11 protein-coding genes and 1 riboswitch are annotated in these 19894 nt (G+C 65.2%); of the genes, 4 read left to right on the forward strand and 7 right to left on the reverse strand.

Going from position 1 to position 19894, the window contains the following annotated elements; translation table 11 throughout:
• The first annotated feature begins 69 nt into the window (after positions 1-69).
• Complete coding sequence (locus BLU84_RS04705; protein ID WP_074863513.1) at positions 70-2160, forward strand: phosphocholine-specific phospholipase C; 2091 nt, start codon at positions 70-72, stop codon at positions 2158-2160.
• Positions 2161-2917: 757 nt separating this feature from the next.
• On the opposite strand, the gene BLU84_RS04710 is transcribed toward BLU84_RS04705, so the two are convergent.
• The 3 genes from BLU84_RS04710 to BLU84_RS04720 all read right to left on the reverse strand — a co-directional run bounded on the left by BLU84_RS04710 (position 2918) and on the right by BLU84_RS04720 (position 5878).
• On the reverse strand, positions 2918-3832 hold the full coding sequence (locus BLU84_RS04710; protein WP_074863515.1) for a siderophore-interacting protein: 915 nt from the start codon (positions 3830-3832) through the stop codon (positions 2918-2920).
• A gap of 325 nt (positions 3833-4157) precedes the next feature.
• Positions 4158-5426 carry a multidrug effflux MFS transporter gene (locus tag BLU84_RS04715; RefSeq protein ID WP_074863518.1) on the reverse strand — a complete coding sequence of 423 codons (1269 nt, stop codon included), beginning with the start codon at positions 5424-5426 and terminating at the stop codon, positions 4158-4160.
• Positions 5423-5878: a VOC family protein gene (locus BLU84_RS04720; protein WP_074863520.1), complete on the reverse strand. Its 456-nt coding sequence runs from the start codon at positions 5876-5878 to the stop codon at positions 5423-5425. The genes BLU84_RS04715 and BLU84_RS04720 overlap by 4 nt, the downstream gene beginning before the upstream one ends.
• Before the next feature lie 234 nt (positions 5879-6112).
• Positions 6113-6211: riboswitch (glycine riboswitch) on the forward strand.
• 210 nt (positions 6212-6421) lie between these two features.
• Here BLU84_RS04720 and gcvP point away from each other — a divergent pair.
• The gene (gene gcvP / locus BLU84_RS04725) at positions 6422-9280 is read left to right on the forward strand and encodes an aminomethyl-transferring glycine dehydrogenase (protein WP_074863522.1); all 2859 of its coding nucleotides are present in this window, start codon (positions 6422-6424) and stop codon (positions 9278-9280) included.
• 336 nt (positions 9281-9616) lie between these two features.
• Here the strand turns inward: gcvP and BLU84_RS04730 are convergent, their stop codons facing one another.
• From BLU84_RS04730 to BLU84_RS04750, 4 genes are all read right to left on the reverse strand, one after another.
• Positions 9617-9898, reverse strand: a complete 282-nt coding sequence (locus BLU84_RS04730; RefSeq protein ID WP_074863525.1) for a hypothetical protein — start codon at positions 9896-9898, stop codon at positions 9617-9619.
• Entirely contained in the window at positions 9895-13416 is a 3522-nt protein-coding gene (locus BLU84_RS04735; RefSeq protein WP_170849091.1) for an RHS repeat domain-containing protein, read from the reverse strand. The genes BLU84_RS04730 and BLU84_RS04735 overlap by 4 nt, the downstream gene beginning before the upstream one ends.
• A gap of 89 nt (positions 13417-13505) precedes the next feature.
• Entirely contained in the window at positions 13506-16322 is a 2817-nt protein-coding gene (locus BLU84_RS25420; protein ID WP_139174666.1) for an RHS repeat domain-containing protein, read from the reverse strand.
• Positions 16323-17109: 787 nt separating this feature from the next.
• The gene (locus tag BLU84_RS04750; protein ID WP_074863534.1) at positions 17110-17367 is read right to left on the reverse strand and encodes a hypothetical protein; all 258 of its coding nucleotides are present in this window, start codon (positions 17365-17367) and stop codon (positions 17110-17112) included.
• Positions 17368-17654: 287 nt separating this feature from the next.
• Between BLU84_RS04750 and BLU84_RS04755 the strand changes: the two genes are divergently transcribed.
• The gene (locus BLU84_RS04755; protein ID WP_074863536.1) at positions 17655-18671 is read left to right on the forward strand and encodes a sensor domain-containing diguanylate cyclase; all 1017 of its coding nucleotides are present in this window, start codon (positions 17655-17657) and stop codon (positions 18669-18671) included.
• A 346-nt stretch (positions 18672-19017) separates the two neighbouring features.
• Positions 19018-19887, forward strand: coding sequence for a hypothetical protein (locus BLU84_RS04760; RefSeq protein WP_139174668.1), 870 nt, complete (start codon positions 19018-19020; stop codon positions 19885-19887).
• Positions 19888-19894 lie beyond the last annotated feature (7 nt).

Here is a 19894-nt window from a genome sequence, read left to right on the forward strand (position 1 = left end):
TGCCGGAGCGGCGCTGCCCGCCGCTTCCCCCAGCCTCCGCTTTCGAGCGGGTATCTCGCCCGGATCGCCATGACCGACCAACACGACCCTTCGCGCCGCGGCTTCCTGCGCGGCGCCGCCGGCGCGACCGCCGCCGGCCTCGCCCTCAACCTGTTCCCGCCCTCGATCCAGAAGGCCCTGGCGATCCCCGCCGCGCGCGTCACCGGCACCCTGCACGACGTCCAGCACGTGGTGATCCTGATGCAGGAGAACCGCTCCTTCGACCACTACTTCGGCGCGATGCGCGGCGTGCGCGGCTTCGGCGACCGCTTCCCGATCCCGCTGCCCGGCGGCAAGCCGGTGTGGCGCCAGAGCGACGCAAAGGGCCGCGAAATCCAGCCCTGGCACATCGACACGAAGACCACCAGCGCGCAGCGCATCGCCGGCACCCCGCACACCTGGCCCGACGCCCAGGCCGCCTGGAACCACGGCAAGATGGACCAGTGGCTGCCGGCCAAGACCGAGCGCTCGATGGGCCATTACGTCGAGGCCGACATTCCGTTCCAGTACGCGCTCGCCAACGCCTTCACCCTGTGCGACGCCTATCACTGCTCGCAGCTCACCGGCACCAATCCCAACCGCCTGTTCTTGTGGACCGGCAGCAACAACCCGGCCGCCGACCGCGGCGGCCCGGCCATCGTCAACACCTTCGACGACTCCGGCCCGGCCAGCGAAGGCTATTTCTGGACCACCTACCCCGAGCGCCTGGAACGCGCCGGGGTCAGCTGGAAGCTGTACCAGGACATGGACGACAACTTCTCCGACAACCCGCTGGAAGGCTTCCGCCAGTTCCGCGCGGCGGCGCCCGGTTCGGCGCTGGCGGAAAAGGCGCTGAAGACCTGGACGCTGGAGGATCTGGCGAGCGATGTGCGCAGCGGCAAGCTGCCGCAGGTGTCGTGGCTGGTCGCGCCGGCCAAGTATTCCGAGCACCCCGGCCCGTCGGCGCCGATCTGGGGCGCCGACTACACCGCGCGCGTGCTCGACGCGCTCACCGCCGATCCGGCGGTGTGGGCCCGCACCGTGTTGATCGTCAACTTCGACGAGAACGACGGCTTCTTCGACCACGTGCCGCCGCCGGCGCCGCCGTCGCTGGACGCGCAGCGCAAGCCGCTCGGCGGCTCCACCGTGGACCTGCGCGGCGAACACCACTTCGCCCGCAGCGGCCCCTCTCACGGCACCTCGGCCGATCCGGCGGTCTATTACGACCGCCCCTACGGCCTGGGCCCGCGCGTGCCGATGTACGTGATCTCGCCGTGGAGCCGCGGCGGCTGGATCAACTCGCAGGTGTTCGACCACACCTCGGTGATCCGCTTCCTGGAAAAGCGCTTCGGCGTCGTTGAGCCCAACATCAGCCCGTGGCGGCGCGCGGTGTGCGGCGATCTCACCAGCGCGTTCAATTTCGAGAACCCCAATCACGAACCGATCCCGACCCTGCCCTACACCGGCGATGCCGACCGCATCGTCGCCGAGCAGAGCAAGCTGCCGGCGCCGAAACCGCCGGCGACGCCGAGCGCGGCGCGCCAGGAGCCCGGCATCAAGCCCTCGCGCGCGCTGCCCTACGACCTGCACGTGGGCGAGCGCTTCGACCGCGACGCGCGCTCGCTGCGGCTCAACTTCGGCAACAGCGGGCGCGCTGCGGCGGTGTTCCATGTCTACGATCTGCTCGACCCTGAGGCGATTCCGCGCCGCTACACGATCGAACCGGGGCGCTCGCTCAATGGCGACTGGGGCTTGCGCAGCGGTGGTGCGCGCGCCTATGCGCTGCAGGTGTTCGGGCCGAACGGGTTCTTTCGCGAGTTCCGCGGTTCGCTGCACGGCGCCAATCCTGGCGCCACCACGATTCCCGACCTGCGCTTGCGCCATCGCAAGCTGATTCTGGCGCTGCGCAATCCGGGGCGTAAGCCGCTGCGGCTGGAGCTGGCCGATCAGTACGGGTTGTATGCGCCGCGGTTGGAGCGGTTGGGTGCGGGGTCGTTGCGTTATCGGCCGGTGCGGTTGGACGAGAGTTGCCAGTGGTACGACTTCGTGCTGACCGATGCCAACGATCCGGAGTATTACCGTCGGATTGCGGGGCGGGTGGAGACGGGGGCGCATGGCGTCACCGATCCTGGGTTGATCTGAGGCGGTTTGTCGTTTGCGGCGGAGAAGGTCGAGGCCTTCTCTGTCGCGGGCGCTTCGAGGGGCGCGGTGCATCGGGCGCGGCTGGGGTTCGTCGTAGTCCGACTGTCGCGGTCGCGGCTCGCGCCGCTCCTGCAGTCGGAGACGAAACCGGCCGGAGCCCCTGTAGGAGCGACGCAAGTCGCGACCAACCGCAGCGACGCAGCTCCGCCGTGACCTCCCGAAGCCCGCAACCCTCACGCCGTCATTCCGGCGAAAGCCGGAATCCAACCGCAGCGACTCAGCTCCGCCGAACTCACCCGAAGACCCGAACCCCCAACCCGTCATTCCGGCGAAAGCCGGAATCCAACCGCAGCGACGTGGCTCCGCCGTGACCTCCCGAAGCCTGCAACCCCCACGCCGTCATTCCGGCGAAAGCCGGAATCCATTTTGATGTTGCTTGTTCTTGTCTCGTAGCAACGAGTGAAGACAAGCCGACATCCAAAGCTTCCGTCCGCAAGCGGCCGGGTCACTTTCTTTGTCTTGCCAAAGAAAGTAACCAAAGAAAGGCGTTTTCCTTGTTTTCGAATCAAGAGCCACTAAGGGGCAAAGCGTGCGCAGGCATGCGCCACACAGGCCATCCATGGCCTGGGTGGCGCACGGCGCACATCCTGTGCGCCGCCCTATCGGGTCTACGGTTGCTTGTGGCGAGTTCGGGGCGGCGAGGGGAGCGAAGAGCGAGAGCAACAGCGAAAACAACGCTGCGTCGCTTCGCCTTCGCCTACTCCAACACCCGTCCTTTGCGCCAATAGCCCATGAAGCTGATCGCGGACTTGGCGAATCCGCGCTCGCCGACCAGATGCCGGCGGATCGCCATTACCGCGCCGGCTTCGCCGGCGATCCACGCGTAGAAGCCCGATGCGGTGACCGCGGCTTGCTCCCACAGGATTTCGCGGTCGATATCGATTTCCGACAGCACGGCTTCCGCTGCGTCCGTGCGCGTCTGCGCCGGTGCGAGTTGTGCGGCGCGGATCGCCTCGATCAGGCGCGCGCCGTAGTCGGCCGCGTCGGTATCGCGACGTTCGGCGCGCGGCAGCCAGTGGATGCGCAGGTCGGGAGGGCCGTGCAGGTCGACCGCGTCGGCGCGCAACGGTACTTCGATGTAGGCGCGCACCTTCGGCGGTTGCGGCTGCGCCGCCAACGATTCGAGGATGCCGGCCACCGCCGGCAGCGCGGTTTCGTCGGCGATCAGCAGCACGTCGCGCACGTCCGCGGGCGGCCGCCATTCGACACCGCCGGAATCGGCTTGCGAAGCGTGCGGCGCCATCAGCACCACGCGATCGCCGGGCCGCGCCTGCAGGGCCCAGCGCGAGGCCGGGCCGGTGTCGCCGTGGGCGACGAAGTCCACGTCCAGCTCGGCCGCCTGCGGCCGCAGCGCGCGCACGGTGTAGGTGCGCATCGGCGCGCGCTGCGCCGGATGCTGGTCGCGGTAGCGCGCGTACCAATCCTCGCCGCGCGGCACGCTGAGCTCGCCGGCGTCGTTGGGGAAGAAGATCTTGATGCGCTGGTCGGGACCGAAACTGCGCGCCTGCGCCAGCGATTCGCCGGCGAACACGAAGCGCAGCATCGACGGGCTCAGCTCGATGCGCTGGCGCACCGAGACGTCGAACAGATGAAAGGGGTTGCGTTGCGCCATGGCGGCTTCTCCTGCATGAGCGTGTGCACATGGCTGGGAGCGCGTGGCGCGGCCTGGCTGCCGGAGGACAGCTTAGTCCCAGGCGCGGTGGACGAAGTTGCCGGCCTTGGCCGGATCCGGGCGGCCCCCTGTAGGAGCGGCGCGAGCCGCGACCAACCGCAGCGGTGCAGGCGACCGCAGATACCCGAAGCCACCGGCAATCGGCAGGATGCTCGGGCAGGCTCGGCGAGACCGGGCTTCGGGGAGGGCGCTTGCGTACATCGCTGCGGTTGGTCGCGGCTCGCGCCGCTCCTACAGGGAGCAACCGATACGGCGCTGGAGCGGGTTACAACGAATCCTGCGGCTCGACCACCACCGCATCCTCGGGCACCCGCGACACCGGGTTGCGCGACACCCACGCTTCCCAGCGCCAGAACAGCCACGCCACCGCGGTCAGGCACGACGCTGCCACCGCCAGATGCAACGCGCTGTCGCTGAGCATCGGCGAGATCACCCCGGCCAGCACCGCGTTCAACACCAGGCCGGTGAAGGCCTGCAGCGACGAGGCCGAGCCGCGCTGGTGCGGGTACATGTCCAGGATCGACAAGGTCACGATCGGGAACACCAGGGCGATGCCGAACGCGCCGATGCACATCGGCACCACCGCCCACGGCACCTGCGGCACATCGGTCCACAGGTTGTAGCCGAGGTTGACGGCGATGGCGAGCGCGCAGCAGGCGAAGCCGAGGTCGACCAGACGGTCGCCGCTGACCTTGCCGGCCGCGCGCCCGGACACGAACGAACCGGCGACCATGCCGCCGATGGTCGGCACGAAGAACCAAGCGAAATCGCGCTCGCCGAGCTTGAGCAGATCCAGCACGAACGCCGGCGCCGAGGCGATGTACAGAAACAGCGCGCCGAAGTTCAGCGCGCCGACCGCGGCCAGACGCTGGAAACGCGGATTGAGGCAGATCGCGAAATAGTCGCGCAGCAAGCGCTTGGGCTTGAGCGGCAGGCGCGCCTGCGGCGGATGGGTTTCCGGCAGCAGCAGCGCCACTGCGATCCACAGCGCCACCGAGAACGCGACCAGGAACCAGAAGATCGCCGGCCAGTGCGACCAGCCCAGGATCCAGCCGCCGATCACCGGCGCGATCGCCGGGGCGATGCCGAAGATCATCATCACCTGGCTCATCAGCCGCTGCGCGTCGTCGCCGTGCAGCAGGTCGCGGATGACGGCGCGGCCGACGATCAATCCCACACCGGCCGACAAACCCTGGATCGCGCGGAAGATCAGCAGCGAGGTCAGATCGTCGGCCAGCGCGCACGCCGCCGACGCCAGCGTGAACACCGCCAGCCCGCCCAGGATCACCTTGCGCCGCCCGATCGCGTCCGACAGCGGGCCGTGCACGATGCTCATCAGCGCATACGCCACCAGGTACACGCTGATGGTCTGCTGCATCTGCAGCTTGTCGGCGGACAGCTCGGCGCCCATCGCCGGGAACGCCGGGAAGATGGTGTCGATGGAGAACGGCCCGAACATCGCCAGCCCGCCCAGCAGCAGGGCCAGGCGGCGGATCGGGATGGGCGGCTTGACGGTGGCGGCGTCGTGGCTCATCGCGCGGCGTGGTCCGCTGGGGCGCGATCCAAGGGCGCGTCGGGCGGGCCCTTGAGCTCGACCATGTTGCCTTCCGGGTCGTACAGGTACTGCGAGGGGCCCTCGCCTTCGGCGCCGTAACGCGAGCCGAACTCGCCCACGCGCACACCGAAGGCGGCCAGGTGGGCGAGGATCGCGTCGCGGTCGAACGGATCGGCGCGCAGGCACAGGTGGTCCATGTTGCGGCCCTGCTCGCCCGGTGCGGCGCCGCCCAGGCGGCCGATCTTGCCGTCGACGTCGACCAGGTCGATCAGCGACTCGCCGGCGCGCAGCTGGACCAGGCCGATCTCGTCCTGGCGCCGCTCCACGCTGCAGCCGAGCACCTCGCAGTAGAACGCCGCCATCGCCGCGCTGTCGCGCACGCGCAGCACCACGTGGTCGAGTTGCAGCAGGCGGAACGGTCGCGCGGCCATGGCCGGACCTCATCGCATGAATGGGGGCCGACAGCATACTCCCGCGCGGCATCGCGCACGGCCGCCAGAATTGTTCCGATCTGTCCGCAGCCCCTGTAGGAGCGGCGCGAGCCGCGACTGCGGGGTAGCCAGTCGCGCCGTAAGCGCGGTGTCGCAGTCGCGGCTCGCGCCGCTCCTACAGGGGGTTCCGGGCGGGTCCCCGCGCCGCCCGCCAGCGGCTATAATCGCCGCTTCGACCACGCGGTGGGAGAAGCGGCCACCCGGGCCTCCCGGCCGGCCGCTGCCGAAGGCGCAACGCCCGTAATCGCTCAGGCCCCAGACCGCCGCGTGTACAAAACTCTGGAGAGACCGCCCGCCCGCAGCGTCACCGCGGACGGAACCGGCGCCGAAGGGGCACGAAGCGAGCGCGGACAGGAGCGGCCCCAGCGGCCCACCCCTCCCCCAAGCGGCCTGAGCCGCAGCGCGCTTCCAAACTCTCAGGCAAAAGGACAGAGGGGCGCCTCGCGTGCGGCACCGCACGTTCGCCTTAGGACGCCCCCTGCCATGACCCATTCGACCCTGCGCGACCTCGAGCACCACGACGCCTTCATCGAGCGCCACATCGGCCCCAACGACGCCGAGATCGGCCACATGCTCGGGCAGGTCGGCTACGCCTCGCTCGAAGCCCTGACCGACGCCATCGTCCCCGGCTCGATCAAGTCCCCCCAGCCGCTGGCCCTGCCGCAGGCGATCAGCGAAGTGGAAGCGCTGGCCAAGATCCGCGCCATCGCCTCGAAGAACCAGGTGCTGCGCAGCTTCATCGGCCGCGGCTACTACGGCACCCACACCCCCAACGTCATCCTGCGCAACATCCTGGAGAACCCGGCGTGGTACACGGCCTACACGCCGTACCAGGCCGAAATCTCGCAGGGCCGCATGGAGGCGCTGATCAACTTCCAGACCATGGTCGCCGACCTGACCGGGATGGAGATCGCCAACGCCTCGCTGCTCGACGAAGCCACCGCCGCGGCCGAAGCGATGACCCTGGCCAAGCGTTCGGCCAAGTCCAAGTCCAACACCTTCTTCGTGTCGAAGAACGTGCACCCGCAGACCCTGGAAGTGCTGCGCACCCGCGCCGAGCCGCTGGAGATCGCGCTGCAGATCGGCGACGACGCGGACGCCGCCGGCGCCGACGTGTTCGGCGCGCTGCTGCAATACCCCGACACCTTCGGCGGCCTGGGCGATTACCAGGCCGTCGCCGACGCGCTGCACGCGCGCGGCGCGATCCTGGCCGTGGCCAGCGACCTGCTCGCCCTGGTGCTGCTGAAGTCGCCGGGCGAATTCGGCGCCGACATCGTGGTCGGCAACACCCAGCGCTTCGGCGTGCCGTTCGGCTTCGGCGGCCCGCACGCCGGCTTCATGGCCTGCCGCGACGCCTACAAGCGCTCGATGCCGGGCCGCTTGATCGGCGTGTCGGTCGACAGCGACGGCAAGCCCGCCTACCGCCTGACCCTGCAGACCCGCGAGCAGCACATCCGCCGCGAGAAGGCCACCAGCAACATCTGCACCGCGCAGGTGCTGCTGGCGGTGATGGCGAGCATGTACGCGGTCTACCACGGCCCCGACGGCCTGACCCGCATCGCCCTGCGCGTGCACCGCCAGGCCGCGATCCTCGCCGCCGCGCTGCGCCAGGCCGGCGTGAAGGTCGCCGACGGCTTCTTCGACACCCTGCGCATCGACGGCGTCGACGCCGCCGCGATCCACGCCAAGGCGCGCGCCGCCGGCATCAACCTGCGCGAGATCGACGCGGCCAGCGTCGGCATCAGCCTGGACGAAACCGTCGCCCGCGCCGACCTGACCGCGCTGGCCGGCGTTTTCGGCGCCGCGCTCGACATCGACGCGCTCGACGCCGCCACCGCCGACGCGATCCCGGCCGCGCTGCGCCGCACCTCGGCGTTCCTGCAGCACCCGGTGTTCAACACCCACCACAGCGAACACGAGCTGCTGCGCTACATGCGCTCGTTGGCCGACAAGGACCTGGCGATGGATCGCACCATGATCCCGCTGGGCTCGTGCACGATGAAGCTCAACGCCACCGCCGAGATGATCCCGGTGACCTGGCCGGAGTTCGGCAACATCCATCCGCTGGCGCCGGCCGAGCAGGCCGTGGGCTACAAGCAGCTCATCGACGAGCTCGAAGCGATGCTGGTGGAATGCACCGGCTACGACGCGGTCAGCCTGCAGCCCAACTCCGGCGCGCAGGGCGAATACGCCGGCCTGCTGGCGATCCGCGCCTACCACCGCTCGCGCGGCGAAGCCCATCGCGACATCTGCCTGATCCCCGACTCCGCCCACGGCACCAACCCGGCCTCGGCGCAGATGTGCGGCATGACGGTCGTAGTCACCAAGACCGACGCCAACGGCAACGTCGATGTCGAGGACATCCGCCGCAACGCCGAGAAGTACAGCGACCGCCTGGCCGCGATCATGATGACCTACCCGTCCACGCACGGCGTGTTCGAGGAAGAGGTGGTGGAGATCTGCGAGATCATCCACAAGCACGGCGGCCAGGTGTACACCGACGGCGCCAACATGAACGCCCTGGTCGGCGTGGCCAAGCCGGGCAAGTGGGGTTCGGACGTTTCCCACCTGAACCTGCACAAGACCTTCTGCATCCCGCACGGCGGCGGCGGCCCGGGCGTCGGCCCGTGCGCGGTCAAGTCGCATCTGGCGCCGTTCCTGCCCAAGACGGTGGACGGCGAAGGCGCGGTCGGCATGGTCAGCGCGGCGAGCTTCGGCTCGGCCAGCATCCTGCCGATCTCGTGGATGTACGTCACCCTGATGGGCACCGCCGGCCTGCGCAAGGCGACCCAGGTCGCGCTGCTCAACGCCAACTACATCGCCAAGCGCCTGGCCCCGCACTACGAAACGCTCTACACCGGCCGCAACGGTCTGGTCGCGCACGAGTGCATCCTCGACCTGCGCCCGCTCAAGGACGCCACCGGCATCAGCGCCGAGGACGTGGCCAAGCGCCTGATCGACTTCGGCTTCCACGCCCCGACCCTGAGCTTCCCGGTCGCCGGCACGCTGATGGTCGAGCCGACGGAGAGCGAATCGCAGCACGAGCTCGACCGCTTCATCGACGCGATGATCCAGATCCGCGAAGAGATCCGCGCGGTCGAAGACGGCCGCCTGGACCGCGAAGACAACCCGCTCAAGCACGCCCCGCACACCGCCACCCAGGTCAGCGGCAGCGAGTGGACCCGCGCCTACCCGCGCGAACTGGCCGCCTTCCCGCTGCCGTCGCTGAAGCTGCAGAAGTACTGGCCGCCGGTGTCGCGCGTGGACAACGTGTACGGCGACAAGAACGTGATGTGCGCTTGTATTCCGATCGATGCTTATAAGGAAGAAGTCGAGGCGTAAAATGCGCCCCCTTCGGCCCATTTGCACTTGATGGTGCCAACGTAAGCTGTTTCCAGCCAACCGCGGATGCGGTTGCTGACACATCGGTCTGATCGCTGCAACCAAAGAGCGGGCCCGCCATTGGCGTGCCCGCTTGCGTCGAACAGCTCACAACCGCCACTTTCCATGCGCATCCGGTGGCGAATCAAACCATAGAGCCTCGTGCCCATCGGAACGCGCCGCACACGATCTCCGTAGCCGACCCTCATCACAGCGATCAGCCGCTTCGCCCCAAAAAAAGCCCGCTCTAAGCGGGCTTTTTTTTGGACGCGGGTCGGAAGCCGCGAACCGCGGACATCATCCCCATTCGTTGGAAAATTCGGCGTCGTGCGCCTCAATCGCGGCGATAGTCGAATCGTGCCAACTGCAACGCTCCAGCGGGCTGTCCTCCAGCATCAACTCGACGAATTGACGATTGAAGTACTCGACCCCAATCTGCTCGTTCGAGTTAAAAAAATCAGCGCTATGGACAGCAAAGCGACCCGAAGCGACATTCATCAAAATTACATAACGAACACATGCCTGGCTACCAATCCGCCTCCAAGCGAAGCTCTGCATGTAAAGATCATCGACACTCATTTCTTAGGCTCCCATCTGCCGGTCCTGATTCGCGTCGCGGTGTTAGCCCTACTGTTTGTGAATTGGGTGACAATTTTCCCTTCCGGAGATCGCACGACAACTCGATTCCCGTTCACGTGGACGGTATTTCCTGTCTCAGTATCCGTGAACGCGCGCCCCTCCCGAACGACCCTGTTTGAATCGCCGACATTTCGATTCGCATCGGTACGCGCTTCGTCGGACCGTTCCTTGCCATGCCGGGTAAATTGATTGTCATCGTCGTCGGGCGGAGGGGTCGCGGCAGCGGAACCAGACGAGGCTTCCGAGGAAGAGCCGCTGCCGGAGGAAGAGTCCCCGCCCCCCGAGGAAGACGAAGACATCGACTCGATGGCTCGATTTCCCAACCAAAACAGACCGCCGCCGATGGCCGTTCCGGCTATCGCCGAACCATACACCATCGCCTTTCCGGGCGCCGCTGCGTCGCTCGGGTCCGGAGTTGCAGCGTCCGCCGCCGCAAACGCAAGCGCCCATCGCAACGCAATGAATTCACCCTGGCGCCCGTCGGGGTCGGTGAAACTGTAAGGATTGTTGTAGGCATACGCATACCGGTTGAAGTGGCGCATGTCGCCGCCGAGCGCCACCACCGGATCCACGCTCAGGAACCTGCCTACGTTCGGATCATAATAGCGCTGCTGCATCTGGACCAAACCGGTCGTCCGGTCCATGACATGCCCGGCATATCCGATCCCGTCATACCCGGGGTCGTTCATCACCTTGCCGAACGGCTCGTATTCCGTACGATTAATCAGTAGGCCCGCCGCATCGGTAACAGCGACCGGGCTACCGAGCGCATCGGTATGCTGATAGTAGATATGCTCGGCGCCCGTAGCATCGCGCGCCCTCTCCCGGATAGCCAGCAACTCCCCTCGCAAGAAGATATTCGCGGCATCCACCCCTCTTTCGAGATCCTGCTCGTATACCAGCTGCCCGACCTTGCTGTACTGAGATATCACTCGCGTATTGCCATCGGGAAAGATACTGAGGGCGCGACGTCCCTCAGCGTCATATCGATAGCTTTCCTGCCCAAGAGAAGCGCGCAACCGATTACCGTAGTCAAAGACGTATACCTGACCGTTTTTATTCTCTAGATTTCCTTGAACATCGTAACCCAGGCCTACGACCGACTCACCTGCGCCGTTGCGGATATTGGTCAAGCGCGAATGTTCGTCATAAACATACGTGGCATAGTCCTTGATTCCGGGCAGAACCCACGATCGCAAATTACCTTGAGCATCGTAGGTGAACCGATGCCAGCAATCCCCGCCGAAGCTGCACGAACCCGCAGCCTTGAGCCTTTCGAGTCCGTCGTACTCCATAATGCGGTTGTAATGATCGCCGCGCGCTCGATCGTAAATCGCACTGACGTTGCCGTTGGCGTCGTACACGGTCTCAAGATCGATGACTCCGGCCTCAGTGCTGCGCCGCGGCAACTGCCGAAGGTTTTGAGTCATCGTGTGAACGATGCCGTTACCGTAAACGAATCGCTGTAATCCGCCATTGGGGTAGTAGTCGATCTGCGACGCATAGACCGCGCCCGGGCTGCTCATCCGCTTGGGCTGACCCAGCGCATCGGGCTCGAACGTCACAGCGAGCCCGTTTGGATAGACTTGGCTGGCCGGATTGCCGATACGGTCATAGCCATAGCCCAAATCCCAACGGTACAAACCGGGCTGCGCCACGGCCTCACCGATCATCATGCGACGCTTATTATAGGTGTAGATATTTTCGACCGGCTCAGTATTATCCGGTTCGTTATAAGTGACCACCTTGCTCGGCAAGCCGTCGAGCGCGTACTCCCAAACCTGATTGCCGCGCCCATCCGGGAACACCAGCGTCTTAAGCCTCTTGCGCGCGTCGTAAGTGCGAAAGACCGCGCGTCCGGAGGCCGAAGCCTCGGCCCGGTTGCAATTATCGGTAGCCGGCAGATTCAAACCCGAAGCCGTCCATACGACATTGTTCGCGTCGTCGTACGCCGTGACCGTCGCCCCTGTCTCCTGCTCGATCACCTTGCACAACCGCTGCTGATCGTCGTACACGTAGCGGCGCGTATTGGGCTGGATTATCGGAACCGTCGGCGCCGGCACGCCGTAGCGGCCGGACGCGTTGACCGCGAGGTTGGCGGCACCCACTGGCGAAACGCCGTAGACGTAGATCAGCCGCCCCGAATACTGCGCGCGCAGTTCGTTACTGATCGGGATCGCGAAACGATGGTTGTTGCTGTCGACCTTACACGCGGTCGCCACCGACGCTTCGCTGGCCTGGTTCGCCGGATAGATGCCGATCAACACCGAGCCCGCCGCGCCAGCGGGGCCGCCCACGTACATCTGCACATCGATCGGCGCGTCGTGCGCGGTCGCGCAAGCCCAGCCGATCAGCGCGCCGCCGTCGGACGTCAGGCCGTCGATATTACCGGTGATCACCGGCTGCGGGCGGCGACCGACCACGTCGACCGAAGCCAAGACTTGGCCATAGCCGATCACTCGGAACCGTGAACCGGCCTCGGTGATGTCAGTCACATTGAGCGTACCGCTGTCCGCGGTGATCATCCGCACGGCGCCGTTGCCGTTGAGGTCGCTGCGCCAAACTTCGGTGTTGGCATTCAGCGTATTCGCTTCCCAGCGCACCGTCGTAGCACAGATCGTCGCCCCGACCGAAAGCTCGCAGGGATTGGGCAAGGCGCTGATGCTGCCGACCGGAGCCGGCCGCACGTCGATCGAGCCGGGCGCCGATGCCTGCCCGAACCACTCCACTCCGTCCTGCACCATTCGCCACTGCACGCTCACATTTCCCGCGCCAGTGACCTGTGGCGCAGTCAAGGTCATGTTGAACGTCACCGTCTCGCCCGGGGCGACATCGTGCGGGAGCGCCACGCGTCCCATGCCCCAGTTCCAATTGTCTTGCGGGCTCTGCGAACCCAGCGCATATGCGTGGGACGCCGACCATGTCGTCGTCCCGTTGTTGCGCATCTGCACGCTCAACGGCATCGTTTGGCCCGAGAACAACCGTGTATAGCCCGCTGGCAACGATTGCGACACGAACTGCGCCTCGTTGTACAGCGCCGGCGGCGGGTTGACCGTAATGGTGAACTCAGGGGTGCGCAGCGTACGCACCCGCTCTTCGCCGCGGACTATGCTGAGCGCATTCCCCTCCGCGTAATAAGTGTACGTCCCCGCGGAAAGACCGCCCTCGAGCAGTGTTCCGGACCGCCCGTAACTTGCGGCGACCTGCCCGTTGCGAAAGATCTTGACGCCATTGATGGTCTCGACACTGCTACCTTGAACGCCGTTCCCCGAGGTGAGTACCACGGAGTAAGACGCAGGTACCGTGTAAGAAGACTGTGGCGGCGGCGCCAGATTGATCCAGGCCGGGGCCGCTAACGCCAGCGCCGGCGCCACAAGCAGCGCTAGCGCCAAGAGCCACCGCATCGCCGCAAAGGAATGGGCGACGCATGCAGGCTTCATTTCGTTGTTCCGCTTCAAAGATACCCGCTCCATTGGACGCAATACGCTCTCCAGGACAGCGCCATCGCTAACTACGGTGTTCCGTTTTGCGCTATTCATCGGCCGCCTCACTGCGCCGTCGACATGCGTTGGATTTCCAAAGGCTTGCCGAACGCATCGCGCATGATCTGGGTACGCGAACTCTCCGGCGCATCGATTACCGCAGGAAACTCGTACTTGGGCTCGCCGAAGACCTGGAACGTCTCGATCGTGGCGAAGCCGCGCGGGTTGGTCGTCTTGCGCTTGAAGCCGGTCGAATACTCAGTCGCCGTCGTCAACGGGCCGAGTTCGGAATCTTGAACCGCGGCGGTCTGTCGGCCCAATGCGTCGTAGCTGTAAGCCATGCCCGGCATGGCTTGGCGGAAATCCCCGACATGGCGCGTGGGCAACGAACGGAACGCCGCCCGCCCCATGACGTCGTATCGCGTGAACACCTGCTTCTGCGTATTGCGGCTGGCGTCGGACAGATCGAATTCCATTTCCAGCACCGGCCGCAGAAACGCATCGTAATAGGTGTCGCTGCGACGGTTTCCAGTGATCGCGACTCGTCGCCAGTGATTGCCTTCCAGGCCGTACTCTGGCGTAGCGACGCGAACGAACTCCTGAGTCATCGGGTGCCAGTCCACGGTATCGCCCTGCGGATAGACGATGCCGGCCAAGCGCCCCATACCGTCGTAACTGTACTGATTGACGAACCCGTTCTCGTCGGTCGTCGAAGTCACCCAACCGCGATCGTCGACTACCGCGCTTTCGACCGCGCCGGAAGGGCTTTCCGGCGTCGCAGGACGGCGAATCGTCTGCGGCACGCCCCGCTTCCAATCGGCGAAACCGGTCACGTTGCCGTTTCCGTCTTTGACCGTGTCGATCGTGCCGTCGGTTCGATAGACGAAGGTCGACTTCAACTTGCCGAACTCCGTGATCCGGATCGGCAACGCGGAAACCGGATCGAACTCAGCCCGCGCGGTTTCCACGCCGTTGACCGATGTCGCCGATACCTGTCCGACCACCCACTTGGCGAGTTGATCGTAATACTCGCTGCCTTCGTTGCGGCTGTATCCCAGCGTGTTGTAGCTACTGGAGCGCAGCACGCGCGCAAAGCCGTCGAATGCCTGGTTGTCGGTGATGAAGTTCACGCCGTCTTGAGTGACTTGGCGGACCTTCAACGGGCGATTGGCCAAATAGCCCTTGCTGCCCGCGATCATCGCAGGAATGTTTCCGTTGACCGGGGGAAACGGCTGCCCATCGGCACCGATGTACGTGCTGCTAGTGGTGCGCAACGCGCGGCCAGAAGAGTCCATGACCGATTCCTCCACCAACTCGCCGACGTTGACGGTGAAGTCGTTGCCGAACTTGTACGAATTGATCGAGCCGTCCGGATTGGTCACCCGTGTTTCGGTCAGCGCCGCGCAGGCGCCCGGCGCAGTGCAGTCGCCTTTCCAACTCCAGGTCGGCTTGTAGAAATAGCTCCAGCTCAGAGCCGGTATGCCAGGGCCTGTAACTTTCTTTGAATAGAGCGAGCCGACCGTGTATGCCATTGGCGTACCGGTCAGTCGCGTCCACACCTGATCTTGCCGAGGATCGCAGGTCCCAGCCGTACGGTTGGTCCCATGCAACAACCGCCGGAATTTGAACTCGCCTACTGCACCGGAAGGATGGCTCACGATCAAGGAGCTCACGTCCGCGGGCAGCGGCTCGCTGGCGGATGTCATCGTCCTGACGTTCGGCGAGCAGGTCGTCCATACCGCGCCGACATCGGTATGCATGAAGCGGAAGTTGGCGTCGTACTGGTAACCCCACTTGCCGCCATCGGGCAAAGTTACCGCACTGAGCCATTGATTGACCGGCGGCTCTCCGGAATTCGGCCGCGGTGCGTACTCGTATCGCCACACCCGTCCCGCGGCGGTGATCGTCTCGATTTTCCCGTAACCGTTGTACGTCAGACGCGCTTCAACGCCATCGTTGGAGCGGACGACGAGCAAACGATGCGGATTGGCGGGGTCGTAATCATAAGCCACCCAATTGCCCTGTGCGTCTTCAACGCGAGTGGCATAGAGGAAAGCCTCCACGCGATTGATGCCCAGACCGCCACCGGACTCACCCGGCGATCCTTGCAACGGTTTGCTTCTCCGGGCCACCATCCAATCGAATGTGTAACGCCTACCGTTGGGCAAAACCACAAGGAAACCCTCGCCCGTGGCGTTTCGGACGGAAGGCAGGCACGACACCTTCCAATTGGACTTGGTACCGCCGTAGTAGGCGAGGCCATCGTTGGGCCGCACATGCCCCGCGCCCAAATTGAGCATCATCTCCTCACCTTGGCCAGGGATATTGATCATGTTGCCCGCCCAGTAATCGCTGCCGGAATAAGAACTTCTGCGATCGCTCAGATCACGATCCGGCATGGTCGGCGGCGAATAATCGGCGACGCTGCAGCGCTGCGCACTGCCCTGCCAAGTTTCTGGAAACTGCGGCCCCTGGTACTCGCGATCGCGAACCACCCAACCGGTGCGCTGATCGAATGTGCCGTGGATGTTGGGGACATCCAGTACCCAGGAGGGTCCGAACACGGCGGTTTCGTCGTTCCAAGCGCTGTTGGCAGTGCTGGCCATGGCCAACTTCCGACCGATGCCGACGTTCAACCCGCTATTGGTCTTGAGCGACACATCCATGGCGCTGAAACTGGTCGCCCCGTCGAACAGGCTGGTGCTGTCGCCGAACATGCCGTCGGCGGTGATAGCGACCATCGCCTCTCCCTTGACCAAACCGTCGTAGTCCTCGATAACGGTTGGGCTGGCAATGGCGGCGTCGGCCGCGCCAGGCGTTAGAAATGCCGCGGCGATCGCCACGGCAAGCAGACGAAGACGGACTGGGAATACGGAATTCACTTCAAATCCTTGTTTTGGTGTTGCGGGTCGCTGCGGCGCGACAAATGCATTTCCCCGAAGACGATCGCATGATCGCTAAGCGCCCAGAGCACGCCAATCGATCACGCACAGCCGATGCGCAAACACCGAGTCAAGCGGCGTCCACGAAGCGGTTTACGGGTATTAGTCGTATTGTCCCTTGCGTTCCGTGCATTCACTCTCCAATCGAGGCGAGCGTAATGCTGCGTCGCCTGAAGCCACGGAGCAGTTCGAGTTCCAAGAGCCAGAGCGCCCAGGAGACCCAAGATTCCAAGGCCGTTTTAGACTTTCCAATAGACAGACCTGCGAGCGGCCATTTCCCCGCTGGAAATGGTCGCTGGTTACAAGGGAAATGCAACTGTCGTCGGAGTACATGGCCGCATTTCGACGGATTCGGCAAAGAAAACTGCTAGTCCGACTGGAACAACGGCACATCCTGGTCAAGAAAGTCGGAGCCACCGAAGTCTGCCATCGGCACGGACGTTCGGACCGTTTTCATCGCGCGCTGTCGCACGCACATGCACGCCGCTTCGGCAAAACAAACGCCTGAGTACCAGACAAACTTATGTAACGTCCCACATCACCCGAACATTCCAGATCGTGACGTAGTCCGGGCGCTCCACCCTCCACGAGCCTCCTTCTACCAAGATGAGCACGAACTCTCGCAAGCCTGCTGCCTTCCGCAGCACCGGCGCGCGGTCTAAACATCACGACGATTTATAGACCACACGCTCATCGCCCACCGCCGTCCAGAACGGCGCGAACGCGGTTAGCGGAATCTCACCGCAGAAGTGATTCCGGATGCCTGGCAACTCGACCAGACGGTTGAATACATACGGCTCGCCGCGTCCTCGCGCCACAGCCAGTCACGACCGGTGTCAATCGCGCGAAAGCCCGCTCCATTGCGCATCACCAACGGTGCCACGCATTGGCGCAAGGCCGTTTCCATCAACTCCGACACGATGGCGAACGCCATCGGTTCGTCGCTCGGCAGGAACATCCGTGGGCGGCTGAAGGTCGTGTCCATTGATCTGTAGGCGTGCAGCGACTTGCCCGCGTCGAGCGCTCCCCTATCCTACATCGCGGCTCTCCCTGTGCCCTGTCGCGAATCCGACGCCAATCATCGCAACCCCGCAGCGGTCACATTGTGCCGAATCCGCCCGGCGTGCTCCCGGGCGCTCAACGGTATACCGGTATACATCCGGCACCCATGGATTCGCATGTTCGGCCCGACATTCGTTGCCTCCTGAATGCGGACCCCAGACCGCCGCGACCCGGCGATATACTGCGCCCCATCGCCGGGGGGCGTATGCCATGAACATGCAGGAACCGAAGCTGCAGGCGTTCTCCGAGCGCCTGTTGAAAGTGATCGAAACGCAGACCGAGATCGCCCGCCTGGGGCTGGACCTGGGCGGCGTCATGGACTTGGTCGCGCACCGCGCGCAGGGCCTCACCGGCGCGGTCGGCTCGGTGGTCGAGCTGGCCGAAGGCGAGGACATGGTCTACCGCGCCGCCGCCGGCATCGCCGAATCCAGCCTGGGCATGCGCCTGCGCCGCGACGCCAGCCTGTCCGGCCATTGCGTGGCCGAAGGCCGGCCGCTGAACTGCCGCGATTCGGAAACCGACGAGCGCGTCGACCGCGCCGCCTGTCGCGCGGTCGGGCTGCGCTCGATGATCGTGGTGCCGCTCAAGCATCACGACACCGTGGTCGGCGTGCTCAAGGTGATGTCGCGCGAACCCACCGCGTTCGACGACGACGACCTGCGCGTGCTCGACATGATGTCGGGCCTGATCGCCGCGGCGATGTACCACGCCGCCAAGTACGAAACCAACGAGCTGTTCTACCAGGCCACCCACGACGCGCTGACCGGCCTGCCCAACCGCGCGCTGTTCTACGACCGTCTGCGCCACAACCTGGCCCAGGCGCATCGCGAATCGCGCCGCGTGGGCATCCTCAACCTGGCCATGGACGGGCTCAAGCCGGTCAACGACCAGCTCGGCCATCGCGCCGGCGACGCCGCGATCCGCGAGTTCGCCGCGCGCATGAAACTCAGCGCGCGCACCGGCGACACCGTGGCGCGGGTCGGCGGCGACGAGTTCGCGGTGATCCTGCCGCGCATCGAGCACCGCGAAGGCGCGTTCGCGCAAGCGCAACGGCTGGCGCAGGCGCTGCGTTTCGGCTTCGAGTTCGAACAGCGCCCGATCGCGCTGGACGCCAGCATCGGCTGCGCGATCTATCCCGACGACGGCGAAGAGCTGGGCGAGTTGCTGGAGAAGGCCGACCAGGCCATGTACGACGTCAAGCGCTCGAAGAAGACCTCGCGCGAGTGAAGCGCCGCGGCGCGCCTGACGCGCCGCAGTTTCGATGCTGGCGGCGACGCCGTTTTGCGTTGCTTTCGTTCATCGTTCATCGACGCGGGAGATCCGCGGCGACGGCGTGCGCTTTGGCCGCGCCCCATCGCAGCGCCATTGCGTGCCGGATAAACGCCTGCAGGCGTCCTTCCGCGGATTAATACACGCGCACGGCATATCCAGCTGCATAGAAAAATCATATTTCCTGGGCCTATCGCCGGCGCCGGCTAGTTCGTAGCATTTTCTTCGCAAGCGCTTGCGCCGAAAGCGGCGGTCGCTTCGTTGTATCGCCGCAGGTCTGGAGTCGCTGCACCCCTCGACTTCGATGATCCGCAGATCGCGCAGGCGCCTTGATACCGAACGGAACAGGAAGTTCTGCATGCCCCAGATCGACATCGCATCGCTCGCCACCCGGCTCGCCGCCGCCCTTCTCGCCGTGTCGCTCTGCGCCCCGGCGCTCGCCCAGAACGCCTGGGAAGTGCACGACAAGCATGCCAACGATCATCTGGCCGAGATCGAGAAGCGCATCGGCAACGACGGCAACGTCAACGCCAATCTCAACAAACTCGCCAAGATCGGCAACGCCAAGAAAAGCGGCGACGACGCCAAGGAGCCGGAGGAGAAGCTCGACGCCAAGGATCCCAGCGTCCAGGTCAAGAAGAGCATCGACGAACGCTGCCCCAACCCTGGCGGCAGCGCTGGCGCTGCGCAGCAGCAGTGGCAGCTGTGCCAGGAAATCGTCAAGACCGAACTGGCCCAGTACACCTACTCGATGACGATGTACGAACTATCGCGCAAGCGCCAAGAGCGCCTGCAGGAGATCGAGCGCGAACGCGGCAACCTCAGCGTCGGCGAACAGGGCAAGCTGCAGGACAACAGCAACAAGCTGCTGGCGCTGCTCTCGCGCATGGAGGTCGACCGCCAGCAGAGCCGCGCCTACATGGACGCCTACACCGCACGGCTGACCTATCTGCGCGCGGTGCGCGACATGCTCAGCAACGAGATCCTGAGCGGAAAAGAAAGCGGCGGCGGTGGCGCGGGCGGCGGCGGCAACCTGATGCCGAAGAAGATCGTCGCCGCGGTCGCCGGCATGGCGGCGATGAAAGTGGCACTGGATAAAGCGAAATCCCCGCGGTTGTGCAGCCCCTGGATTCCTCTCCAGGGGGACGAAGAATGCACGCCACGGCAGCCTTGACCGAGGA

The organism is Lysobacter enzymogenes (assembly GCF_900106525.1).
GTDB lineage: Bacteria > Pseudomonadota > Gammaproteobacteria > Xanthomonadales > Xanthomonadaceae > Lysobacter > Lysobacter enzymogenes.